This window comes from Companilactobacillus bobalius, from assembly GCF_009764355.1.
Genome location: NZ_LNUA01000008.1, coordinates 1 through 17,970 on the forward strand (window position 1 = coordinate 1; position 17,970 = coordinate 17,970).

Sequence of the window (17,970 nt, forward strand, 5' to 3'; positions counted from 1 at the left end):
CCCGTTATTATTTAAGCATAGTCAAATAACAAAGAGGTGACCGGATGAACAAACAATCCTTTTAGAATTAATCCTTTTTTAAATATACTTATTGAAAACATAAAATGAATAGAAATAAACCCCTTAAAACTTATATACAAAATTAAAACCCTTATAAACTCAAGTAATATATCTTCCCCCCCTAAAAGATATATCTCAAGATAAAAATTTGAAAGAAGTGACCGGATGAAATTGGAAGCTGAGAGCTGTATTAATTAGATGATGAATTTTAGATTACTCACTTAACAAATAGAATAATCCCCTTATATATTAATTAAACCCTATTTTTTTAAAAGTTTAATCCCCTTATAAACACAAATGAAAAACTTTATTTATCTCCCCCCTTAAGATAAAAAGTTGAAAATAAGATATTTATCCTACATATAAATATCGTAAATAAAAAGTCTGCTATATTGGCAGACTTTTTTGATGTTCTTAAAATTTGTTTTTGGAGGTGGGGATGTGCTTAGATTGCCGTCCTCCGCAACAATAAAATTTGGCTGGAACGCCATGGGTCGACTTGAAGCTAATTATTTCACACTTCGTGCAAAATAATGGATCTTCAAGCTCGACCTTTCCCTAAGCAATAAATTGCTAAGGGAATCTCATGGCTGAGCCAATTTTATTGTTGCTCCGGACTAAATCCTACTTTGTTAATTAGTTATTAATTGGATTATGTAGAGTTAGAAAATCTCAAATAGCGTGGTTGATAGTATTTAATTACAGCTAAATTAGATAAGAATTATAAGACAGAACTACTATTTTAAAAATTTAGAAAAAAGGTAACCAATAGATCCGTTTATTAATCTGGAGTAAAAGTTGAAAATGCGGTCTCCAAGCCATGCCTACAGCGTTCCACTAGTATTTTCAACTTTTGTGGAAGATGGAATTTTTAATCAAACTTTCAAAAGAACCATTAGATCGGTTGTGAAGAATAATTTATTCATCCTTTTCCAAGTTTGCTAAAGGATAGGTATAGGGTAGGTGAGCGGTTTGTGGTACTTGATCCCAAGCGACTGGATAACCTGCTCCGTGAGCACAAAAGACTGAATCGGGTGTGTTTTCCAAATCGGAGACTGGTTGATATTGTGCTTCTTTTATAATTTCATCAGCATTGTGACAAGGGCGGTAACCGAGTACGATACACTCTAATTGTCCCTGACCATGTGTGTATGCTCGAACTTGTTTGCTATAACCTTGCATTTGGGATACTGGAGCAATTCCTGTTAAAACATTGGTTTGATTGTTGGTTACTTCTGGAGTGTCAAAGGTTCCGTTCATTTTTTGTATGTCATTCATGGCACGACCGACTTGATCTTGTTCGACTTCTAGTCGAAATTGATACCATGGTTCTAATAACTGACAGCCGTCATACTGTTTGAGCATCATCAATCCTTGTCGGACAGCTCTCCAAGTTGCTTCACGGAAATCGCCACCAACGGAATGGACATTGCTAGCACGGCCACTGATGAGGGTAATTTTCATATCGGTAATTGGGGCACCAATTAAAACGCCGAGATGTTCTTTGGCTCCTAGGTTGGATAAAACTTGATGTTGCCAATTACGTCCTAAAGTATCGAGGTTACATTGTGAATCGAAAGTTAAACCACTGCCAGGTTTAGCTGGCTCCATTAATAGATGGACTTCGGCATAATGACGAAGCGGCTCAAAGTGGCCGATACCTTCAACTTTTTTGGTAATGGTTTCTCTGTAAAGGATACTGCCTTCACTAAATGCGACGTTTAAATTAAATCTTTGTAAAAGTAATTGTTGAAGCACTTCTAATTGGACTTCACCCATTATTTGTACACGGATTTCCTCTAGTTGGTTAGACCAAGTGACATGCAATTGTGGATCTTCATCTTCTAGTTGTCTTAAAGCAGTTAGACAAGTATGTAAATCGTTGTCTTTAGGATCGACGGTATAGGTTAAGACAGGTTGAATTGTAGGATCACTAGCATTTTTTTCTTTGTCCAAACCTTGACCAGGATAAGTATTTGTTAAACCAGTCACTGCACAAATTTCACCGGCAGGAACTTCTTGTTGTAATTCAAACTTGGCTCCGTTGTAGATGCGGACTTGATTAGATTTTTGATCTTCAAACAAAATATCTTTGTTATGTAAAACTCCGCCGGTCACTTTGATCCAAGTTAAACGTTCATCATTTTCATCATGTGAGATTTTAAAGACCTTGGCTCCAAAATCAGTATCATATTTAGCCTCAGTAGTCCAGGTTTCAAAGCCTTGAAGAAGTTCATCAATTCCGGAAATCTTCAAAGCCGATCCGAAGTAACAAGGAAAAATTTGACGTTTTTGAATCATTTGACGAATAGTATCGTCTGATAGTTCGTTAGAAAAGGCAATGCAACCGGGAGAAAGCTTGTTTTGTAAGTCTTCAAGTACTTGAGCTTGATCAACTCCGGCAGCATCAATTTTATTAATAAAAATAAAGGTTGGGATATGGTAGTTTTGCAACAAGTTCCAAAGTGTTTTGGTGTAGCCTTGGACGCCGTCTGTAGCGGAAACTACCAAAATAGCATAATCTAAAACACTCAAAACTTGTTCAGTTTGGGATGCAAAGTCGACGTGTCCGGGAGTATCCAAGAGGGTCAACTTCAAATTTTCGTATTGTAAATTGGCTTGATGGGAGAAGATAGTGATGCCGCGTTTCTTTTCTAAGTCGTCGGAATCCAAAAAAGCATCGCCGTTGTCAACACGACCTAATTTACGTAATTGGCCAGTCTTATAAAGTAAAGCCTCGGAAAGGGTAGTCTTGCCGGCATCAACGTGTGCCACGATTCCAGTTACGATATGTTTCATATGATAAATCTCCTCTCAAAAAGAACTTATTATATATTTTACTATCACTTTTGTCTAAAAAAGACGGTTCGTCAAATTTTCTTCACAATTACTTATCATTTATTTCGTAATTTACTAATCATATATTCATAAATTCCCGTTATTATTTAAGCATAGTCAAAAGCAAAGAGGTGATCGATGATTATAAAAACTTCTCCACGAAATACTAAATTACTTAAATGAAAAATTAAACTATAAAATAAATAATCTTTTTAAACTCTAATCTCCCCTAAAAATAGATATATCTCCTCCCCAAAGATATAGAATTTTACAAACTTAAACAGAAAGAAGAAATTGTTATGAAAAAGACAAATACAAAAAGAGCTCGCCTTATGGCAAGCTCTTTTCTTTGTGTAAATAACATGAATTGGATTTGTAGGATCTGATTTGTCAGATGTTATTTATTACTTTTGAAACTAGCAGCTTTTTCATCGTTGCAGTATAAGAAGTGTCCGGGAAGTACTTCTTGTAGTCTTTGATCGTCTTCAAATGGACGTTTGTGATCGAAATCGATTCTAGTTCTCTTAGTTTCAATTTCAGGATCAGGAACGGGGATAGCTGAAAGCAAACTCTGTGTATAAGGATGAAGTGGATTGTTGTAAATTTCATCTGAGTTAGCTAATTCAACGATCTTACCACGATACATAACGGCGATACGGTCGGAAATGTATTTAACCATTGAAAGATCATGGGCGATGAATAGGTAAGTTAAACCTTGTTTCTTTTGAATATCTTGCATCAAGTTAACAACTTGAGCTTGGATAGACACATCAAGGGCTGAAATGGGTTCATCAGCGATGATGAATTGAGGGTCAACAGCTAAGGCTCTAGCAATACCGATACGTTGTCTTTGTCCACCAGAGAATTCGTAAGGGTAACGAGTCATATGTTCAGGGTTCAAGTTAACCATGTCGAGTAATTCACGGACACGTTTGTCACGTTCGTCGTCATTTTTAACTAAGTGGTGAACATCAAGTCCTTCAGCGATGATATCTTTAACTTTCATTCTAGGATTCAATGAAGCATAAGGATCTTGGAAAATCATCTGCATTTCACGACGGAATTCCTTCATCTTAGAACCATGACTCTTAATTTTACTAATGTCTTGGCCATTGAAATAAATATGACCATCAGTTGGATTATAAAGTCTGATGATACTACGACCAGTAGTACTCTTACCAGAACCAGATTCACCAACTAAACCGAAGGTTTCACCTTTATAAATGTCAAAGGAAACATCATCAACGGCCTTAACCATGTTAGGTTTACCAATGTTAAAATACTGTTTTAAATTTTTTACGGATACAATTACTTGTCTTTCGTCAGCCATTATTTCACATTGCCTCCTAACTTCTTAAATTTTTCAAAACGATTAAGGATACTTGCTGGTGGTGTTACCTTTGGAGCATTTGGATGAAGTAGCCATGTTGCGGCGTAATGGTGCTTAGAAACTTTGAAGAATGGTGGTTGTTGCTCTTCATCAATTTCCATAGCGTAAGCATTACGAGGTGCAAAGGCGTCACCCTTTGGTGGGTTCAAAAGGTTTGGTGGTGTACCAGGAATAGAGTTCAAACGATCTGATTCGTTGGTATCTAGTGTTGGCATTGAATCTAGTAGACCCCAAGTATAAGGATGTTGAGGGTTGTAGAAGATGTCGTTGACTGAACCAAATTCAACCAAACGTCCGGCATACATAACTGCTACACGATCAGCGATACCAGCCACAACACCTAAGTCATGGGTGATAAAGATGATTGAAGTACCAATCTTTTGTTGTAATTCTTTTAATAAATCAATGATTTGAGCTTGAACAGTAACGTCAAGGGCTGTTGTTGGTTCATCGGCGATTAGAATTTCTGGGTAATCAACGATGGCAATAGCGATAACGATACGTTGTCTTTGACCACCTGAAAATTGGTGAGGGTAGTCATTCATTCTAGCTTTAGGATTAGGAATACCTACTAAACGTAGAACTTCTTCAGCACGCTTGAGAGCGTCTTTCTTAGAAACGTTATTGTGAATCAATAATGGTTCCGCAACTTGCTTACCGATTGTCATAGTGGGGTCAAGCGATGTCATAGGGTCTTGGAAGATCATGGAAATCTTATTTCCACGAAGTTTATCCATTTCCTTATCAGTTTTTTGTAAGAGATCGTCTCCATGATAGAGCACTTCTCCCTTTGAGATTGTTCCGTTCTTAGCTAGTAATTGTAGAATTGAACGAACTGTGATGGACTTACCAGAACCAGATTCACCAACGATTGCTAAGGTTTCACCGGCGTTTAAATGGAAGCTAACACCACGGATAGCATGAACGACACCATTATAGGTATCGAAATCAACATGCAAATCTTTTACTTCTAAAATTTTATCCATTGTGATTTCTCCTTAGTTAGTTTTCTGATGATTGTGGGTCAAAGGCATCACGTAGACCATCACCTAGAAGGTTTGTGGCAATCATGATAACACTCAAGATAATAGCTGGAGCCCACATTTGATATGGTAAGAATCTAAAGGCTTTTTGACCATCTGATAGAAGGGTACCTAATGAAGCGTTTGGAGCAGGAATACCAATACCAATGAAACTTAGGAAAGCTTCGAAGAAGATGGCATTTGGAATAGTGAACATTGTTTGAATAATAATTGTTGATGAAAGATTAGGAATTAGATGCTTTGTAGCAATCTTCATTGAAGGTTCGCCTAAAGTTCTAGCAGCTAAAATATATTCTTGTTCTTTCAATTGGAAGGTTTGCGCCCGGACCAGACGAGCCATCGTGACCCATCCAGTAATGGCAATCGCAATAACGATTGATGTCAAACCTGGTTTTAGGATGATCATCATTAAGATAACAACAATCAAGTTAGGAATAGATGAAACAATTTCAACGATACGTTGCATGAATGTATCAGTTTTGCCACCTTTCCAACCAGAAACGATACCGTAAGGTACACCGATTAGAAGGTCAACTAGAGTAGCAAGTACAGCAACGACTAATGAAAGTCTTGTACCATAGATAATTCTTGATAGAAGGTCACGTCCAAGGTAATCAGTACCTAGAATGTAGAAGGTACCTTTAGGAGCATCAGCTTGTTTATAAGCATCAACCATGTGTCCACCCATATTTTGATAACCATTCATACCAGGGATATTTAGGTTACCCAACTTAGGAGGCAAGTTAGACATTGTAACTTGTTGTGCATTTGGATTATGTGGGGCAATGATTGGAGCCAAGATTGAAATAACGACGATGATTGAGATCAGCGCTAAACAAACAACGGCTACTTTATCTTTGAACAAACGACGACGAACATCCTGCATGTATGTAAGTGAAGGAGTACCAATTTTTTCTTGGTCTTTATTATTTTCGTCGTGAATTAATCTGAATTTTTCCTTAGGAATTTGAGGAATCTGTTCCATTATTCTTTACCTCCGTTTCCTAGTCTGATTCTTGGATCGATGAGACCGTAAAGGATATCAACGATTAAGTAAACTATGATTAACAAGAATGAATAGAAGATTGTAAGCCCCATGATTGTAGGGTAGTCATTTGTAGTAATTGATTTAACGAATTGTTCACCGATACCAGGAATTGAGAAGATATTCTCAACAACCATGGAACCAGTCATAACTGAAACGGCCATAGGTCCAATAATAGTAACAACTGGGATCAATGAGTTACGAAGCGCATGCTTAGCAACAACACCCCAACTTGAATTACCTTTTGACTTAGCCAATTCAATGTAATCACTACTCATAACATCCACCATTTCGGTTCTCATAAATCGAGCAACAGTACCTAATGGTAAGGCCGATAGAGCAAGTGTTGGTAGGATACTTGATTGGAAGTTATCCCAAAGAGCAACTGGGTAGATCTTCCATTTGTAGGCTAGGTAGAACTGAAGTAAAACAGCTAAAACGAAAGATGGAATTGATAGACCAAGGATTGAAATGAATGTTGCAAGTGTATCAACCCATGTGTTTTTACGAATAGCAGCGAGGGCACCTAGAAGGATACCACCGATAGTACCAACGACCATAGCTTGAGCACCAATTTGCATTGATGGAGCAAGTCTTTGGCCGATTAATGCTGTAACAGGTTCGTTATTGAATTGGAAAGAAGTACCAAGATTACCTTGTAATAATCCCCCAATGTAACGAATATATTGAACAAATACTGATTGATCCAATCCATATTGGGCTTTAACGATCTTCAGTTGCTCCGCAGACATACGGTTTTGGTTGGAAAACGGAGTACCAGGAAGCATCTTCATCATGAAGAAAGTTATCGTCGCAATAATGAAAAGGGTCAAGAATAAATAAAGAATTCTTTTGAGAATATATTTAGCCATTATTTAATCTCCCTCAACATAATTATTTTTTGTAGGCTGTAACTAGATTATAACTACCATTTGGTGTGATTTGGTAACCCTTAACGTTACTTCTAGTTAAGTTAGCTTGATATGATTGGTACAAAGGAATAGCGCCTTGTTCATCAGTTAAGATCTTAGTTGCTTGTAAGAGATCTTGCCATCTAGCTTCTTCATTTGTAGCATCGGTAGTCTTAGATTTATTAATCAAAGCATCATATTGAGCATTTGAGTACTTACCGTTGTTTTGAACGTTACCAGTTGTAAAGATATCTAGGAATGTAACAGGATCTGGGTAATCGGCGTTCCAACCAGTAACAACAATATCGAAGTTACCAGATGTTGATTTATCTAGACGAGACTTAAATGGTACGTTTGATAAAGTAATCTTGATACCTGGCAAATTCTTTTCCATTTCTCCTTGAAGGTATTCGTTTTGTTTCTTGGAATTATCTGTATCGTCACCTAGGAGAGTGAAGCTAAGATTCTTTTGACCAGTTTCTTTGATTCCTTCCTTCCAAAGCTTTGTAGCTTCTTTAGGATTGTATTCTGTGTATTGATTTGATGATTGAAGCATTTTTTCTTTAGTGAAATCAACTTTAGTTGTTGGATTGTATGACATGCCGACAGGAACAATAGTATGTTCGATACCACCAGTCTTACCAAGAACGTTGTTAGTTAATTGTTCACGGTTGATTGACATTGAGATAGCTTGTCTGATCTTGGCATTTCTGAAGAATTTGTATTTCTTTTGGTTCAATTCAAGATAGAAGTTAGCTGTTTGTTTATCCATTGAGAAAGTCTTGTAACTGGATACTTGACGAGCTGTATCTCCACCAAGTTTTTCGTAACGGTTGATTCTGTTAGCATCGTAAAGGTTTAAACCAGTATTGGCATCCTTAACAACGTAATACTTCAAAGTCTTTAATTTAACAGACTTAGCGTTCCAGTACTTGTTGTTCTTAACTTCAGTCCAACTGTTTTTAGAAACATTCCAGTTAACTAATTTGAAAGGTCCATTGAAGACCATTCCAGTACTGCTCAAACCATATTGTTTGCCAGCTTTTTCAACTGCAGGTTTGTATTGAGGGTAGAAGGTTGAACTAGCCATCAAAGTATTAAAGTATGGAATAGCATTTTCCAAAGTTACTTCAAGTTTATATTTACCCAAAGCTTTAATACCTAAAGTATTTACAGGCTTCTTACCGGCATTGATCTTGTCAGCATTTTTGATACCGGAATAAATATAAGCGTATTGTGAAGCAGTTTTTGGATCAACGGTTCTTCTCCAAGCATAGACAAAGTCATTAGCTGTAACAGGTTTGCCGTTTGACCATTGTGTATGTCTTAAATCGAAAGTATAAGTCTTACCACCATTAGTTGGTTTAACAACTTTCTTGGCAATGGCTGGTTTCAAATCTTTACCATCGTATCGATAAAGACCTTCCATTGTGTTTGTTAAGTGTTGAGCACCAATAGCATCAGTGTTCATAGATGAATCCATAGTTGCAATAACATCTCCGGAGTTAATTGCAAGTGTATTTTTACTGTCTTTTTCAGTAGCGGAACCACAACCGCTTAGAACTAATACGAATAGAAATATCGGTAACAATGCAAGTAAATACTTCTTAGATTTCATTGTTTGACCTCCCCAAAATTATTATTCTTAGAATGTACTAATGAACATTAAAAACAAATCGCCCTTAATTAGAAAAATTCTAATGTTTTATAAAATAATAATACATTATGTATAAAAATGCAAAAAAAAATAGAGCCATCTATTTGTTAGATGACTCCATTTCGATGTAATTATTAAATCTTTCTAATTCTTCAGGGCTTAGATTGGCGGTAATTAAAGATCCGGCGTTGGTAAACTCTTTTTTAGTTACTTGAGAATTTCTTAAAATTTCTTCAGTAACTTTTTGTTTGTCATAAGGAATTAGAAGAGTTGCTTCTTTGTAATTAGCGAAAATCTTTTGTTTGATCAATTGAATTAGAGTTTCAATTGACTTGCTATCGAGAGCGGAATAATAAATATTGTCGCCCTCAATAGAAGGAAATTGTTGGTCAGGTTTAAGATCAGCTTTGTTGAATGCATAAATCATTGGTTTATCGACCACACCAACTTCTTTCAAAGTCTTTTCGGTAACCTCAAGCATGTTCTTCCAATGTGCATCACTAATATCGATGACCTGGATCAAGATATCAGCATCCTGAGCTTCTTTTAGGGTTGTCTTGAATGATTCAACCAAGTTATGTGGTAACTTGCTGACAAAGCCAACAGTGTCGGATAACAAGAAACTAGTGTTATCAGCTAAATCGATTCGGCGAACACTAGTATCAAGTGTTGCGAAGAGCATATTCTTTTCAAAAACCTTACGGTCGTCAGAATCTTCCTTGTTAAAATTCAATAGGCCATTCATAGTAGTCGACTTACCAGCATTGGTGTAACCAACTAGAGAAACTAAAGGTAAGGATGTATTAGTACGACGTCTGCTTTGAACGTTAACAGTCTTATCAACTGTCTTCAATTCGTTACGCAAAGCCGTGATTCGTTTACGAATAACTCGACGATCAAGTTCTAGCTTTGATTCACCAGCACCACGGTTGGCTAAACCACCAGAAGCGGATTGTTGATCCAATGGATTACCTGATGGATGAATTCTAGGGAGTTGATATTGTAATTTGGCAATCTCAACTTGAAGTTTGGCCTGTTTAGTTTGAGCACGATTAGAGAAGACTTGAAGAATCAATTCAGTTCGATCCATGAAACTCAATTTAGTTTCTTTTTCCAAGTTTCTGATTTGTGAAGGGGTTAATTCGTCATTTAAAACGATAATTTGAACATCATCCGCATTGGCAATTTCTTTGATCTCAGTAACCTTGCCAGAACCAAAGTAAGTTGCACCGCTGACAGAGTCAGATTTTTGAGTAATCGTATCAGCGACTTCCATGTTGTTAGCTTCAACTAATGAAGCAAGTTCTTGCATTGTGTACTCGAAGTCAGGCTGTAGGTGACTAACTCCCGCCACAATAACGCGTGTTTTTTCGTATGTTAATTTAGATTCAGTCATAAATCCTCCTGGTGGCACTATTTACCCCAGGGATAATAATGCCTTTTTATTATTTGTGTGAAATGATATCTGTTCTTAAGCGCATGATTTCAATACATCCTTTCAATAAACTGTCTAAATAATAACATGTAAGTCCATTTCACGCTATATAATAGGTAGAAAACGATTACTTAATTAAAATATGAATTAGAAATTGACTACTTAGAGTATAATTACAAATATATTTGTATAGGGGAGATTAATTATGAACGATAAGACTGAGGAATTAATGAAGTTAGTTGATGCAGCTGCTCAGGAAGATGTTGTTAAGGCGGACGAAGATCTTTATGCTGCAATGGTTAAAGCTTATAAAGATTTGAGTGAGGACAAGAATATTGTAAGTGTCAGTGGCAAGTTGAGTAGTCAAGTTAATCGTTATTTATTAACACATCAATACAAAGCACCTAAGTCAGTTGTTGAATTGGGACAAAAGTTACAAAAACCTATCGCTGATCGTTGGGGTCATGTTAATCCAACTAATTTGGGTTAGTGGTTTTGAAGTGGGATGTGCTTAAAATTGCCGTCTTCCGCAAAAGTTGAAAATGCTGGTGGAACGCTGTGGGCTCGGCTTGAAGCTAATTATTTTACACTTCGTGCAAAATAATGGATCTCCAAGTCCGGCCTCATTGTAAGTGGCAGAGCCACTAACAATGATTTCACAGCTGACCGCATTTTCAACTTTTGCTCCAGACTGGTAAACTGCGCTATTCATTATTTTGTTCTTAACTAAATATTTGAAATAAAAATAACAGTACCTGTTTAGAATAAGCGCATGTCTTGCGTTTCTAAATGGATACTGTTTTTAATTTCTGAATTATTTGAAATAAGTAATAAAAGATACTATCTAGTCGGGAGCGACAGCTTTGTGGATGCTCAATGCTGAGATTTTTCTTAACGATTTATCGTTTAGAAAAAGGCTGGACTTGGAGACAATTGTGATTTTCAATTGGCTTCAAGCCATGCCCAGCATGTTCCAGCATCCACAAAGCCGAGTGGACGACGGAATTTTACACTAACTATAATTGAGAAAGAGCCTGAAATTCTATAGTCGTAAATCGTTTTTTTTCTTAGGCTTGGGTTTACGGAAGAATCCCATTAGGAAACATATAATAGCTGAAATAATAAAAATAGCATCAATGAGGCCCCAGATTTGTTTGGTGGAGTGATCAATAAAAATAATTCCGACAACTAATAGGATAACGCCGTACCAAAAATTCATCGTTTTGTAAAATTGTTTATTCATTAAATATTCTCCTGAACCGTAATTAAGGTATACTTTAAATTATACACCATCGGGTAATAGTAAATTTTGGTATCTATTGAAGTAAAAATCGGTTATATTAATTGGTGGGTGAGTAAATAAATGGATCATTCAAAACAAAGATTATTGCTTTCATTGTTGGTTGAATTTAGTAATTCTTTTTCTAAACAGATCAATGAGTCAGCGATTAACCAAAAAATGGAACATTATATCAAGGATACCGTTCAGGAATTTGTTGAAAAACAATATCGTGGGACTATTTTTGATAAAGAATTCAAACAAATGATTGAAGAGGTTAATGATGCCAGAGATAATGAGCATCTAGTATTCAATTACTATACTGAAAAACTTTGGAAGGAGATATCTCAATTGTCACAAAAGACAACTAGTTTCTCTAACGCTTATTCAATTATTGATATTCTAGGAAAAAATAAAGATGCCTTCTTTTAATTTAAAGAAGACATCTTTTTTTGATTAATTCTAATAACCTAAACTAACGTTGTGATTAGCTTTATTAACAATTTTTACTGAATTGAGACTGTCGAGAAATTTATTCAATTTTTCGATGGTTTCTTTTGGATTGTAGACAAAGTCTCTTGAATAATCGAGGTTGATTTTTTGACCATTTTTCAAAACTACATCTAAGCTGTTTTGGCTTTTAGCAATGGCGATAGAACTAGAGAATAGTCCTAGAGCTCCAGAAAAAGGAACTGCCATTGGTGTAGTGGCCTGTTTTAAATCGCCATTAACAGTGATTGATTGAATGTCCTTAACGGAAAATGATTTTAAAGGGCTTGATAGAGGCAATAGCATCATTAAGAGAACATTGTCAGGATTATTAACATCGTTGTATTTAATGGTTCCGTCGTTAACTTGCCAATAGTTGAATAATACTGATGAAGCTCTCCAATAGTGTCCCAAGAACACTAATAGAAAGAATGCTGTTCCAAAAATAAAACCGATACTACCTGATGAAAAGATATCACTAAACATGAATCCTATTACTAAACCCATTATAAGACTTACAATAAGAGGTCTGAAACTAACTTTTTTCCCGAATTTCAACATAATAAACATTCCCTTCAAAATACTTTAAATGGCCTGAATATATGACTAAAACTTTGGTACTTTTGATAGCTTAAATATACATCTTTATTATAATACAAATAAAAAAATATCATGAACAACCGTTAATTTATTCTTGAATAAAAAATATTAAATTAAAAATTTAAAGGGTTTCTTTGATGAGGCTCTTGAGTTTGCGAGATTTTCAAATCGAAAATTTTCTGGTTTCACCATTAGAAAAACCAATTTCTCTATTAGCAAAGTTGATGTGGTGAATGTTTTCAGGATTAATGAGACAAGAACGACTGATTTTAAAGAGAAAATCATACTTGTTCTCTAGGTCAGCTAATTTTCCATAAAATTCAAATTTACCATTAGTTGAAAAAATATTGAGTCGATGAGGAATGTCAGAAGCCTCTACAAAAATAACTTCGGATTTGTCTAAATTGTAGACTTGTGTGCCGACTTCAAAAGAGAAACCTCGTTTTTGGACAGTTCTAGTTTCATCAATTAACTGTTGGGCATAAGTTAAAGTGTCGTAGATTTCCTGACGAAAATTCTCCAGTGGCTGATCCTTTTCGATGAAGTCTATTGCGGCAACTTTTCGTTTTAAAGTTAAAGGTGCCAGTTCATCGTGGGTGGTGACAAAAATAATTTTTGCTTGAACATCAACTTTGCGAATCTCTTCAGCCAATTGGATACCATCAATTTTATTCTGTAAGTCGATATCTAAGAAATAGATACCACTTTGAGGTTCTTCTTTCTCAAGATAAGTGAGAACATCGTTGGGATTGTTGGCGGTTAATTCGATTTTGAATAAGTCACTGTGAAAAAGGATATAGTTTTTAATCAAAGTATGAAGTTGTTCAAGTTGAGCAGCATCGTCTTCACAAACAATTATTGGATACATAAGTTAATCCTCCTTGGTGATTAAAATAATATTGAAACGGAACCATTTTTGGCTTTGGTTAGATTGGATGAATAAATTAGAATATTTTTTTCGAAGTGTCCTGATGTGTAATCTATCAAAGTGCTTTTTCTCTTCTGTTGCTGTATTAGGCTGATTGGCAATGGAATTATAAATTAGAAAAGCCAATTGTTGGCCTTCTTGGTTAATACTGAGGTAGATCTCACCGTTATCTTGTTTTTGTGTGAAGTAGATAGCATTATCAATAGCGGTGTCGAGTAGATTGATAAAATCAAAGATGTTGATAGGTAAGTCGTCTAGGTCTTGATTGCAAGTAAAGTGGCAGGCAATATTTTTTTGATTGATAGTGTTGATTTTACTGATCAAGAGACTCTTCAAATAGGAATTGTGAACATTTTTAATATCTTGAAATAGATCCATCGACAGATTATCCAAATAACCATCAGAGTAATTTTCCAATTTGTCTAAAGCTTGATTCATCGCTATGTTATCTTGTTCATCAACAACAGTTTTTAAGCTGAATAGCAAATTTTTATAATCGTGTTTAAAATGACGTAATTTTAATTGGTCACTTTCCAGTCGGTCAGTATAAATTTTGAGATTTTTAACTTGTTCTTCAGCAAATTTATCCTGGTAGGCCTTGCGATTTCGTAGTCTTCGATAAAGGAAAATCATGATGACGAAAATGGATTGGATAATGATGAATAATAGAGTTCCTAAAATGAAATAAGGGTAGTTTTTAAAACTTTGAACGAGAATTAAAATAGTAAAAAAGATTAGATAAACGTACCCTAAAATGATGGTTGTAAGTGGTGTCTTCTTATCTAAACGCTTATTTATATTGAATAAATTGTAAATTAGAATAAAAATAATTGAAATGACGATGATTGATAGATAAATGATAGTTAATTGAGGAAAAGAATTGGCATCTAAATTATCAACAGTAACCAGAATGGCGAAGATAGTCCCAGCTACAAAAATAGCTATGACTTTAACTGCTGCGGTGATAATGAAGACATTGAGCAAGTAATAGTCAATATCTTTAGATTTGCGAAGGTAGAAGTAAGTGAATATATCCAGTGGCGGCTTAGCAAAGGGAAGCAAACTTTCTATAATTGTGAAACCGATAATGAAACTAGGATAGAGAATTAACTTTTTCTTATTAGAAAGGCGATTTTGATAGAGATTACTGAAAAGAAAGAAGAAAAGAAACCAGTTGGAGAAGATGGTGAAAATTCGTGGACTAATAATTGACATGTGCATCACCTCCTAAATCAAGTAGTGTGATGTTGAGATTGAACCAGTCATTATTTTTCCGATATTGAACGAACAGATTGGGATACTTCTTTTTAATATCTTGAACGTTGACCATTCCTAGACCGGAGTGGTTCTTTTTGGTGGTGAAACCCTCTTGCATCATAGTTTGAATTTTAGTTTCGGAGTGAATCGTGTTGTTGATTAAGAAGGATAACTGTTGTTTTTCTTTAACGATAGCGATTTGAATCTGAGCACCGGTTTGTCCTTTAGTAGCCTCGATGGCGTTATCGATTGAAATACCTAAAAGTCGAACGAGGTCAAAAATATTAATATCAACCTCCTCAATGGTATTGCGACATTCAAAGTGACATTTGATATTATCCTGATGAATCAGGGTTAATTTACTGATAAAAAGACTCTTCAAATAGGGATTTTGCACGTTGTTTAGATCCTTGAATAATTGCATTGAAAGATTGTCGAAGTAACCGTCAGAGTACACTTCTAGTTTTTCTAAAGCTTGTTTCATTGCGGTATAATCACCATCACTGGCAACAGATCGAAGTGTTGCGATACCATCTTTGTAACTGTGTTCGAATTCACGAAGATGAAGATGATCTTTTTCAAGTTGGTCGGTATACATTTTTAAATTTTTTAGTTGTTCCTTCGTTAATTCTCTTTTGTACGCCAGTTGTTGCGTTTGACTAGCTTTACCAAAGAGAAGCGCGATAAAAACACATTGAATAATAATGAATGCGAAAACACCGATAGTTAAATCGGAATAGGCCTTATTTTCTTGAATAAAATGCATAAATACGTAAATTGCTATAAATACGTAAATTGCTATAAATAGATAAATTAATAAAAAACTGAGAAGCGATGAATGATCAATCTGCCATTTTTCTTCAATATCAAAACGTTTATAAAGAAAGATGAATACTACTGCGGTAATAAATTTGATTGAAAAGCTGGCGACTACAAAGAGCAGTATGCCTGAAATTGCATGAGTGGAGATCTTATCTGCAATTATTGTATCGGCTAAGGTTTCATAAATTAAACGTATTAGGGATGATAATAGAAGGGGATTTATTAGAGTTAAATTCCATTTTTTATGATGCCAGAGAACTAGATAGACAAAGAAAAACGTGATTAGATATGAATAATCTTTCAAAAGCATTTCTGACAAAAATGACACTAAAATGAATGCCAGTAAATAATATTTTTTAAAATGAAATAGTGAATAGAAAACACTATAAAAAATAAGCCATGCCAATAATTTTCCTATAGTGTAGATTATTGTCCCCACCTGTAATACACCCCTTTATATCGATATATTAATTATTGCATAATATTTAAAGGAACAATTTTTTTGTCGCGAAACGCACGAAATTCATTCATGAATCAAAACTCCCCAATTCAGGATATTGTTCACACTTATCTTTAAAGTAGTGCTATATTCTGGTCAATTAAATGAGAGGAAGTAATATCATGAGCTTTACGATAGGCAAATATATAGTGGGTATTGTGGTAATATTACTTGGTATTTATCAACTTCTTAATTCACGTAAGTATGTTCATGAGATTCAAAAAGACGGTAGTAAGACCACTTCTCATTTTGTAGGATATGCGGTGTGGTCTAGTTTCGTCGTTGGAATATTGATTATAGGTATGGGGATGTCAATTTTATCTATGAGATAGTTACGTCTAAAAAGTAATACGCAACAAAACAATTTCAAGTTGTTTTGTTGCGTATTTTTGTATCTCGAAAAATGGTCTTTTGATAGCATAAAAAGAAAAAGGATGAATCTCATGCGAAGAGGCTTTCGATTGTTGGCGTTAAGTTTAATAGTCTTGATAACTGGCTGTAGTGAGCAAGTAACTGGTAATGATTTGCCTGAAAAAATCAATTTAGAAACTAATTTTAAAACTGGTCTCGAGCAAAAACGATACGACTGGCGACGTCAAATTAGTCAAGTTCGGACAGTTAAACGGCAATATTCTGAAATTACCGATAATTATAAAGGTATTACTTTGGACCAATTCAAACGTCAAAATCGTTATGTGGTTAAAGGAAAAGTTTTAAATTTACAAAAAATCAAATGGTTATCACCACAGCCGGAAACTAAATTAACTTTAAAAATCGATCAGGTAATTAGTGGTAATAAAGGATTGAAAGGGAAGAGAGTTTATTTAAACTTTCCTGGTGGTTTTGGTCGCGAACGTGATATTTACGCCCAACCGACCAAACCAAATAATGAGATATTTTATCAGATTCCTAATGCACCGATACCGGAGATTGGTTCCAAGGTTATTTGCGGATTATTAAGTGATGAACATCATACTAATTCGCAGCTGGATCAACTCTATCTGTCAGATGTCGAACATACTTTTTGGGTAAAAAGAAATGGGCAGTATGAATTGAATAACCCGGCTTTTAAAAAAGTTAAGCGTGATTTAGCTATTTTTCAACTAACAAAAGAATTTAATCGAGACAATATCAGTAAATAAGCTGTTTTGTTTTAGGCGATAGATCTAATTTTTCAGGTGGAAAATCATTTAAAAAGATTTTTAATTTACCAATTGTTTCAGCGGGATGATCAACGTAATCGCGTGATAGATTCAAATTAATAATTTGACCATTATTTAGGAGTAGTTTCACTTCTACTGGATAGTGCATCATGACCATGAGGTTGTATAGAAATCCACCTTCAGTAGCAACAAATAGTGCTGATGAAAGTAAATCATTGGTCATGGGCAATCCAGTGATTTGAATCGATTTAATTAGTTTTTTATCAATTACTTTATAGGTGTTCAATTTAGGGATCAGCATGAGTAGAAGACGTTTGAATGGATTGCTTTTATCGTTATAACGGATAAATCTGTCACTAGAGTCCCAGTAATTAAAGATAGTTGGCAAAACAATTAGGTAGTGACCGATAAAAACTATTCCAAAAACGACAATAGCAATTCTGATACCTAGAGTTTTAGAAATATTAAATCCAAACAGGCTGCCACACAATAAGGCCCAAAATAGACTCATCAATAAAGGCCGATAATTTAGTCTTTTTCCAAATTTCAGCATA

The 17,970-nt window shown here is 35.1% G+C and carries 17 protein-coding genes; 4 read left to right on the forward strand and 13 right to left on the reverse strand.

From position 1 onward, the window contains the following. Positions 1 to 978: 978 nt before the first annotated feature. The 7 genes from ATN92_RS00330 to hflX all read right to left on the reverse strand — a co-directional run bounded on the left by ATN92_RS00330 (position 979) and on the right by hflX (position 10,340). On the reverse strand, positions 979 to 2,859 hold the full coding sequence (locus ATN92_RS00330) for an elongation factor G (protein ID WP_056950856.1): 1,881 nt from the start codon (positions 2,857 to 2,859) through the stop codon (positions 979 to 981). Between the two features lie 436 nt (positions 2,860 to 3,295). Further along, positions 3,296 to 4,228 carry an ABC transporter ATP-binding protein gene (locus ATN92_RS00335; protein ID WP_056950858.1) on the reverse strand — a complete coding sequence of 311 codons (933 nt, stop codon included), beginning with the start codon at positions 4,226 to 4,228 and terminating at the stop codon, positions 3,296 to 3,298. Next, positions 4,228 to 5,274 (reverse strand): ABC transporter ATP-binding protein, encoded by a 1,047-nt coding sequence (locus ATN92_RS00340; RefSeq protein ID WP_056950860.1) that lies wholly within the window; start codon positions 5,272 to 5,274, stop codon positions 4,228 to 4,230. The genes ATN92_RS00335 and ATN92_RS00340 overlap by 1 nt, the downstream gene beginning before the upstream one ends. A gap of 16 nt (positions 5,275 to 5,290) precedes the next feature. Further along, a complete protein-coding gene (locus ATN92_RS00345) occupies positions 5,291 to 6,316 on the reverse strand; it encodes an ABC transporter permease (RefSeq protein WP_025085029.1) in 1,026 nt (341 codons plus the stop codon). Beyond that, positions 6,316 to 7,248 (reverse strand): oligopeptide ABC transporter permease, encoded by a 933-nt coding sequence (gene opp3b / locus ATN92_RS00350; RefSeq protein ID WP_025085030.1) that lies wholly within the window; start codon positions 7,246 to 7,248, stop codon positions 6,316 to 6,318. Before opp3b ends, ATN92_RS00345 begins: the two co-directional genes overlap by 1 nt. Before the next feature lie 22 nt (positions 7,249 to 7,270). Next, complete coding sequence (locus ATN92_RS00355) at positions 7,271 to 8,905, reverse strand: peptide ABC transporter substrate-binding protein (protein ID WP_056950862.1); 1,635 nt, start codon at positions 8,903 to 8,905, stop codon at positions 7,271 to 7,273. A 139-nt stretch (positions 8,906 to 9,044) separates the two neighbouring features. Next, entirely contained in the window at positions 9,045 to 10,340 is a 1,296-nt protein-coding gene (gene hflX, locus ATN92_RS00360; RefSeq protein WP_056950864.1) for a GTPase HflX, read from the reverse strand. Positions 10,341 to 10,584: 244 nt separating this feature from the next. On the opposite strand from hflX, the gene ATN92_RS00365 reads away from it, so the two are divergent. Then, complete coding sequence (locus tag ATN92_RS00365; RefSeq protein WP_056950865.1) at positions 10,585 to 10,869, forward strand: bacteriocin immunity protein; 285 nt, start codon at positions 10,585 to 10,587, stop codon at positions 10,867 to 10,869. A gap of 552 nt (positions 10,870 to 11,421) precedes the next feature. Here ATN92_RS00365 and ATN92_RS00370 read toward each other — a convergent pair. Next, the gene (locus ATN92_RS00370; RefSeq protein ID WP_056950867.1) at positions 11,422 to 11,622 is read right to left on the reverse strand and encodes a hypothetical protein; all 201 of its coding nucleotides are present in this window, start codon (positions 11,620 to 11,622) and stop codon (positions 11,422 to 11,424) included. A gap of 120 nt (positions 11,623 to 11,742) precedes the next feature. Here ATN92_RS00370 and ATN92_RS00375 point away from each other — a divergent pair, with 120 nt between their 5' ends. Continuing rightward, the gene (locus ATN92_RS00375; protein ID WP_056950869.1) at positions 11,743 to 12,090 is read left to right on the forward strand and encodes a hypothetical protein; all 348 of its coding nucleotides are present in this window, start codon (positions 11,743 to 11,745) and stop codon (positions 12,088 to 12,090) included. 30 nt (positions 12,091 to 12,120) lie between these two features. Here ATN92_RS00375 and ATN92_RS00380 read toward each other — a convergent pair whose 3' ends face one another. The 4 genes from ATN92_RS00380 to ATN92_RS00395 form a co-directional block, all read right to left on the reverse strand. Next, the gene (locus ATN92_RS00380; RefSeq protein ID WP_143444232.1) at positions 12,121 to 12,654 is read right to left on the reverse strand and encodes a hypothetical protein; all 534 of its coding nucleotides are present in this window, start codon (positions 12,652 to 12,654) and stop codon (positions 12,121 to 12,123) included. Positions 12,655 to 12,910: 256 nt separating this feature from the next. Continuing rightward, a complete protein-coding gene (locus ATN92_RS00385; protein WP_056950873.1) occupies positions 12,911 to 13,615 on the reverse strand; it encodes a response regulator transcription factor in 705 nt (234 codons plus the stop codon). 3 nt (positions 13,616 to 13,618) lie between these two features. Beyond that, complete coding sequence (locus ATN92_RS00390; protein ID WP_056950875.1) at positions 13,619 to 14,890, reverse strand: ATP-binding protein; 1,272 nt, start codon at positions 14,888 to 14,890, stop codon at positions 13,619 to 13,621. Further along, the gene (locus ATN92_RS00395; RefSeq protein WP_234032511.1) at positions 14,877 to 16,064 is read right to left on the reverse strand and encodes a GHKL domain-containing protein; all 1,188 of its coding nucleotides are present in this window, start codon (positions 16,062 to 16,064) and stop codon (positions 14,877 to 14,879) included. The genes ATN92_RS00390 and ATN92_RS00395 overlap by 14 nt, the downstream gene beginning before the upstream one ends. A 311-nt stretch (positions 16,065 to 16,375) precedes the next feature. Between ATN92_RS00395 and ATN92_RS00400 the strand changes: the two genes are divergently transcribed. Further along, on the forward strand, positions 16,376 to 16,585 hold the full coding sequence (locus tag ATN92_RS00400; protein WP_025085039.1) for a hypothetical protein: 210 nt from the start codon (positions 16,376 to 16,378) through the stop codon (positions 16,583 to 16,585). 111 nt (positions 16,586 to 16,696) lie between these two features. Next, complete coding sequence (locus tag ATN92_RS00405) at positions 16,697 to 17,395, forward strand: hypothetical protein (protein WP_143444225.1); 699 nt, start codon at positions 16,697 to 16,699, stop codon at positions 17,393 to 17,395. Here the strand turns inward: ATN92_RS00405 and ATN92_RS00410 are convergent. Continuing rightward, positions 17,385 to 17,969, reverse strand: coding sequence for a hypothetical protein (locus tag ATN92_RS00410; protein ID WP_056950881.1), 585 nt, complete (start codon positions 17,967 to 17,969; stop codon positions 17,385 to 17,387). The two genes, ATN92_RS00405 and ATN92_RS00410, sit on opposite strands and share 11 nt — an antisense overlap. Position 17,970: the final 1 nt, after the last annotated feature.

Excerpts from the sequence above, each read along its gene's own strand:
- hflX (WP_056950864.1), bottom strand. The coding sequence starts at position 10,340 with ATGACTGAATCTAAATTAACATACGAAAAAACACGCGTTATTGTGGCG.
- opp3b (WP_025085030.1), bottom strand. The coding sequence starts at position 7,248 with ATGGCTAAATATATTCTCAAAAGAATTCTTTATTTATTCTTGACCCTT.
- ATN92_RS00380 (WP_143444232.1), bottom strand. The coding sequence starts at position 12,654 with ATGGGTTTAGTAATAGGATTCATGTTTAGTGATATCTTTTCATCAGGT.
- ATN92_RS00405 (WP_143444225.1), top strand. The coding sequence starts at position 16,697 with ATGCGAAGAGGCTTTCGATTGTTGGCGTTAAGTTTAATAGTCTTGATA.
- ATN92_RS00365 (WP_056950865.1), top strand. The coding sequence starts at position 10,585 with ATGAACGATAAGACTGAGGAATTAATGAAGTTAGTTGATGCAGCTGCT.
- ATN92_RS00330 (WP_056950856.1), bottom strand. The coding sequence starts at position 2,859 with ATGAAACATATCGTAACTGGAATCGTGGCACACGTTGATGCCGGCAAG.
- ATN92_RS00345 (WP_025085029.1), bottom strand. The coding sequence starts at position 6,316 with ATGGAACAGATTCCTCAAATTCCTAAGGAAAAATTCAGATTAATTCAC.
- ATN92_RS00340 (WP_056950860.1), bottom strand. The coding sequence starts at position 5,274 with ATGGATAAAATTTTAGAAGTAAAAGATTTGCATGTTGATTTCGATACC.
- ATN92_RS00355 (WP_056950862.1), bottom strand. The coding sequence starts at position 8,905 with ATGAAATCTAAGAAGTATTTACTTGCATTGTTACCGATATTTCTATTC.
- ATN92_RS00385 (WP_056950873.1), bottom strand. The coding sequence starts at position 13,615 with ATGTATCCAATAATTGTTTGTGAAGACGATGCTGCTCAACTTGAACAA.
- ATN92_RS00410 (WP_056950881.1), bottom strand. The coding sequence starts at position 17,969 with ATGCTGAAATTTGGAAAAAGACTAAATTATCGGCCTTTATTGATGAGT.
- ATN92_RS00335 (WP_056950858.1), bottom strand. The coding sequence starts at position 4,228 with ATGGCTGACGAAAGACAAGTAATTGTATCCGTAAAAAATTTAAAACAG.
- ATN92_RS00400 (WP_025085039.1), top strand. The coding sequence starts at position 16,376 with ATGAGCTTTACGATAGGCAAATATATAGTGGGTATTGTGGTAATATTA.
- ATN92_RS00370 (WP_056950867.1), bottom strand. The coding sequence starts at position 11,622 with ATGAATAAACAATTTTACAAAACGATGAATTTTTGGTACGGCGTTATC.
- ATN92_RS00390 (WP_056950875.1), bottom strand. The coding sequence starts at position 14,890 with ATGTCAATTATTAGTCCACGAATTTTCACCATCTTCTCCAACTGGTTT.
- ATN92_RS00375 (WP_056950869.1), top strand. The coding sequence starts at position 11,743 with ATGGATCATTCAAAACAAAGATTATTGCTTTCATTGTTGGTTGAATTT.
- ATN92_RS00395 (WP_234032511.1), bottom strand. The coding sequence starts at position 16,064 with ATGCTTTTGAAAGATTATTCATATCTAATCACGTTTTTCTTTGTCTAT.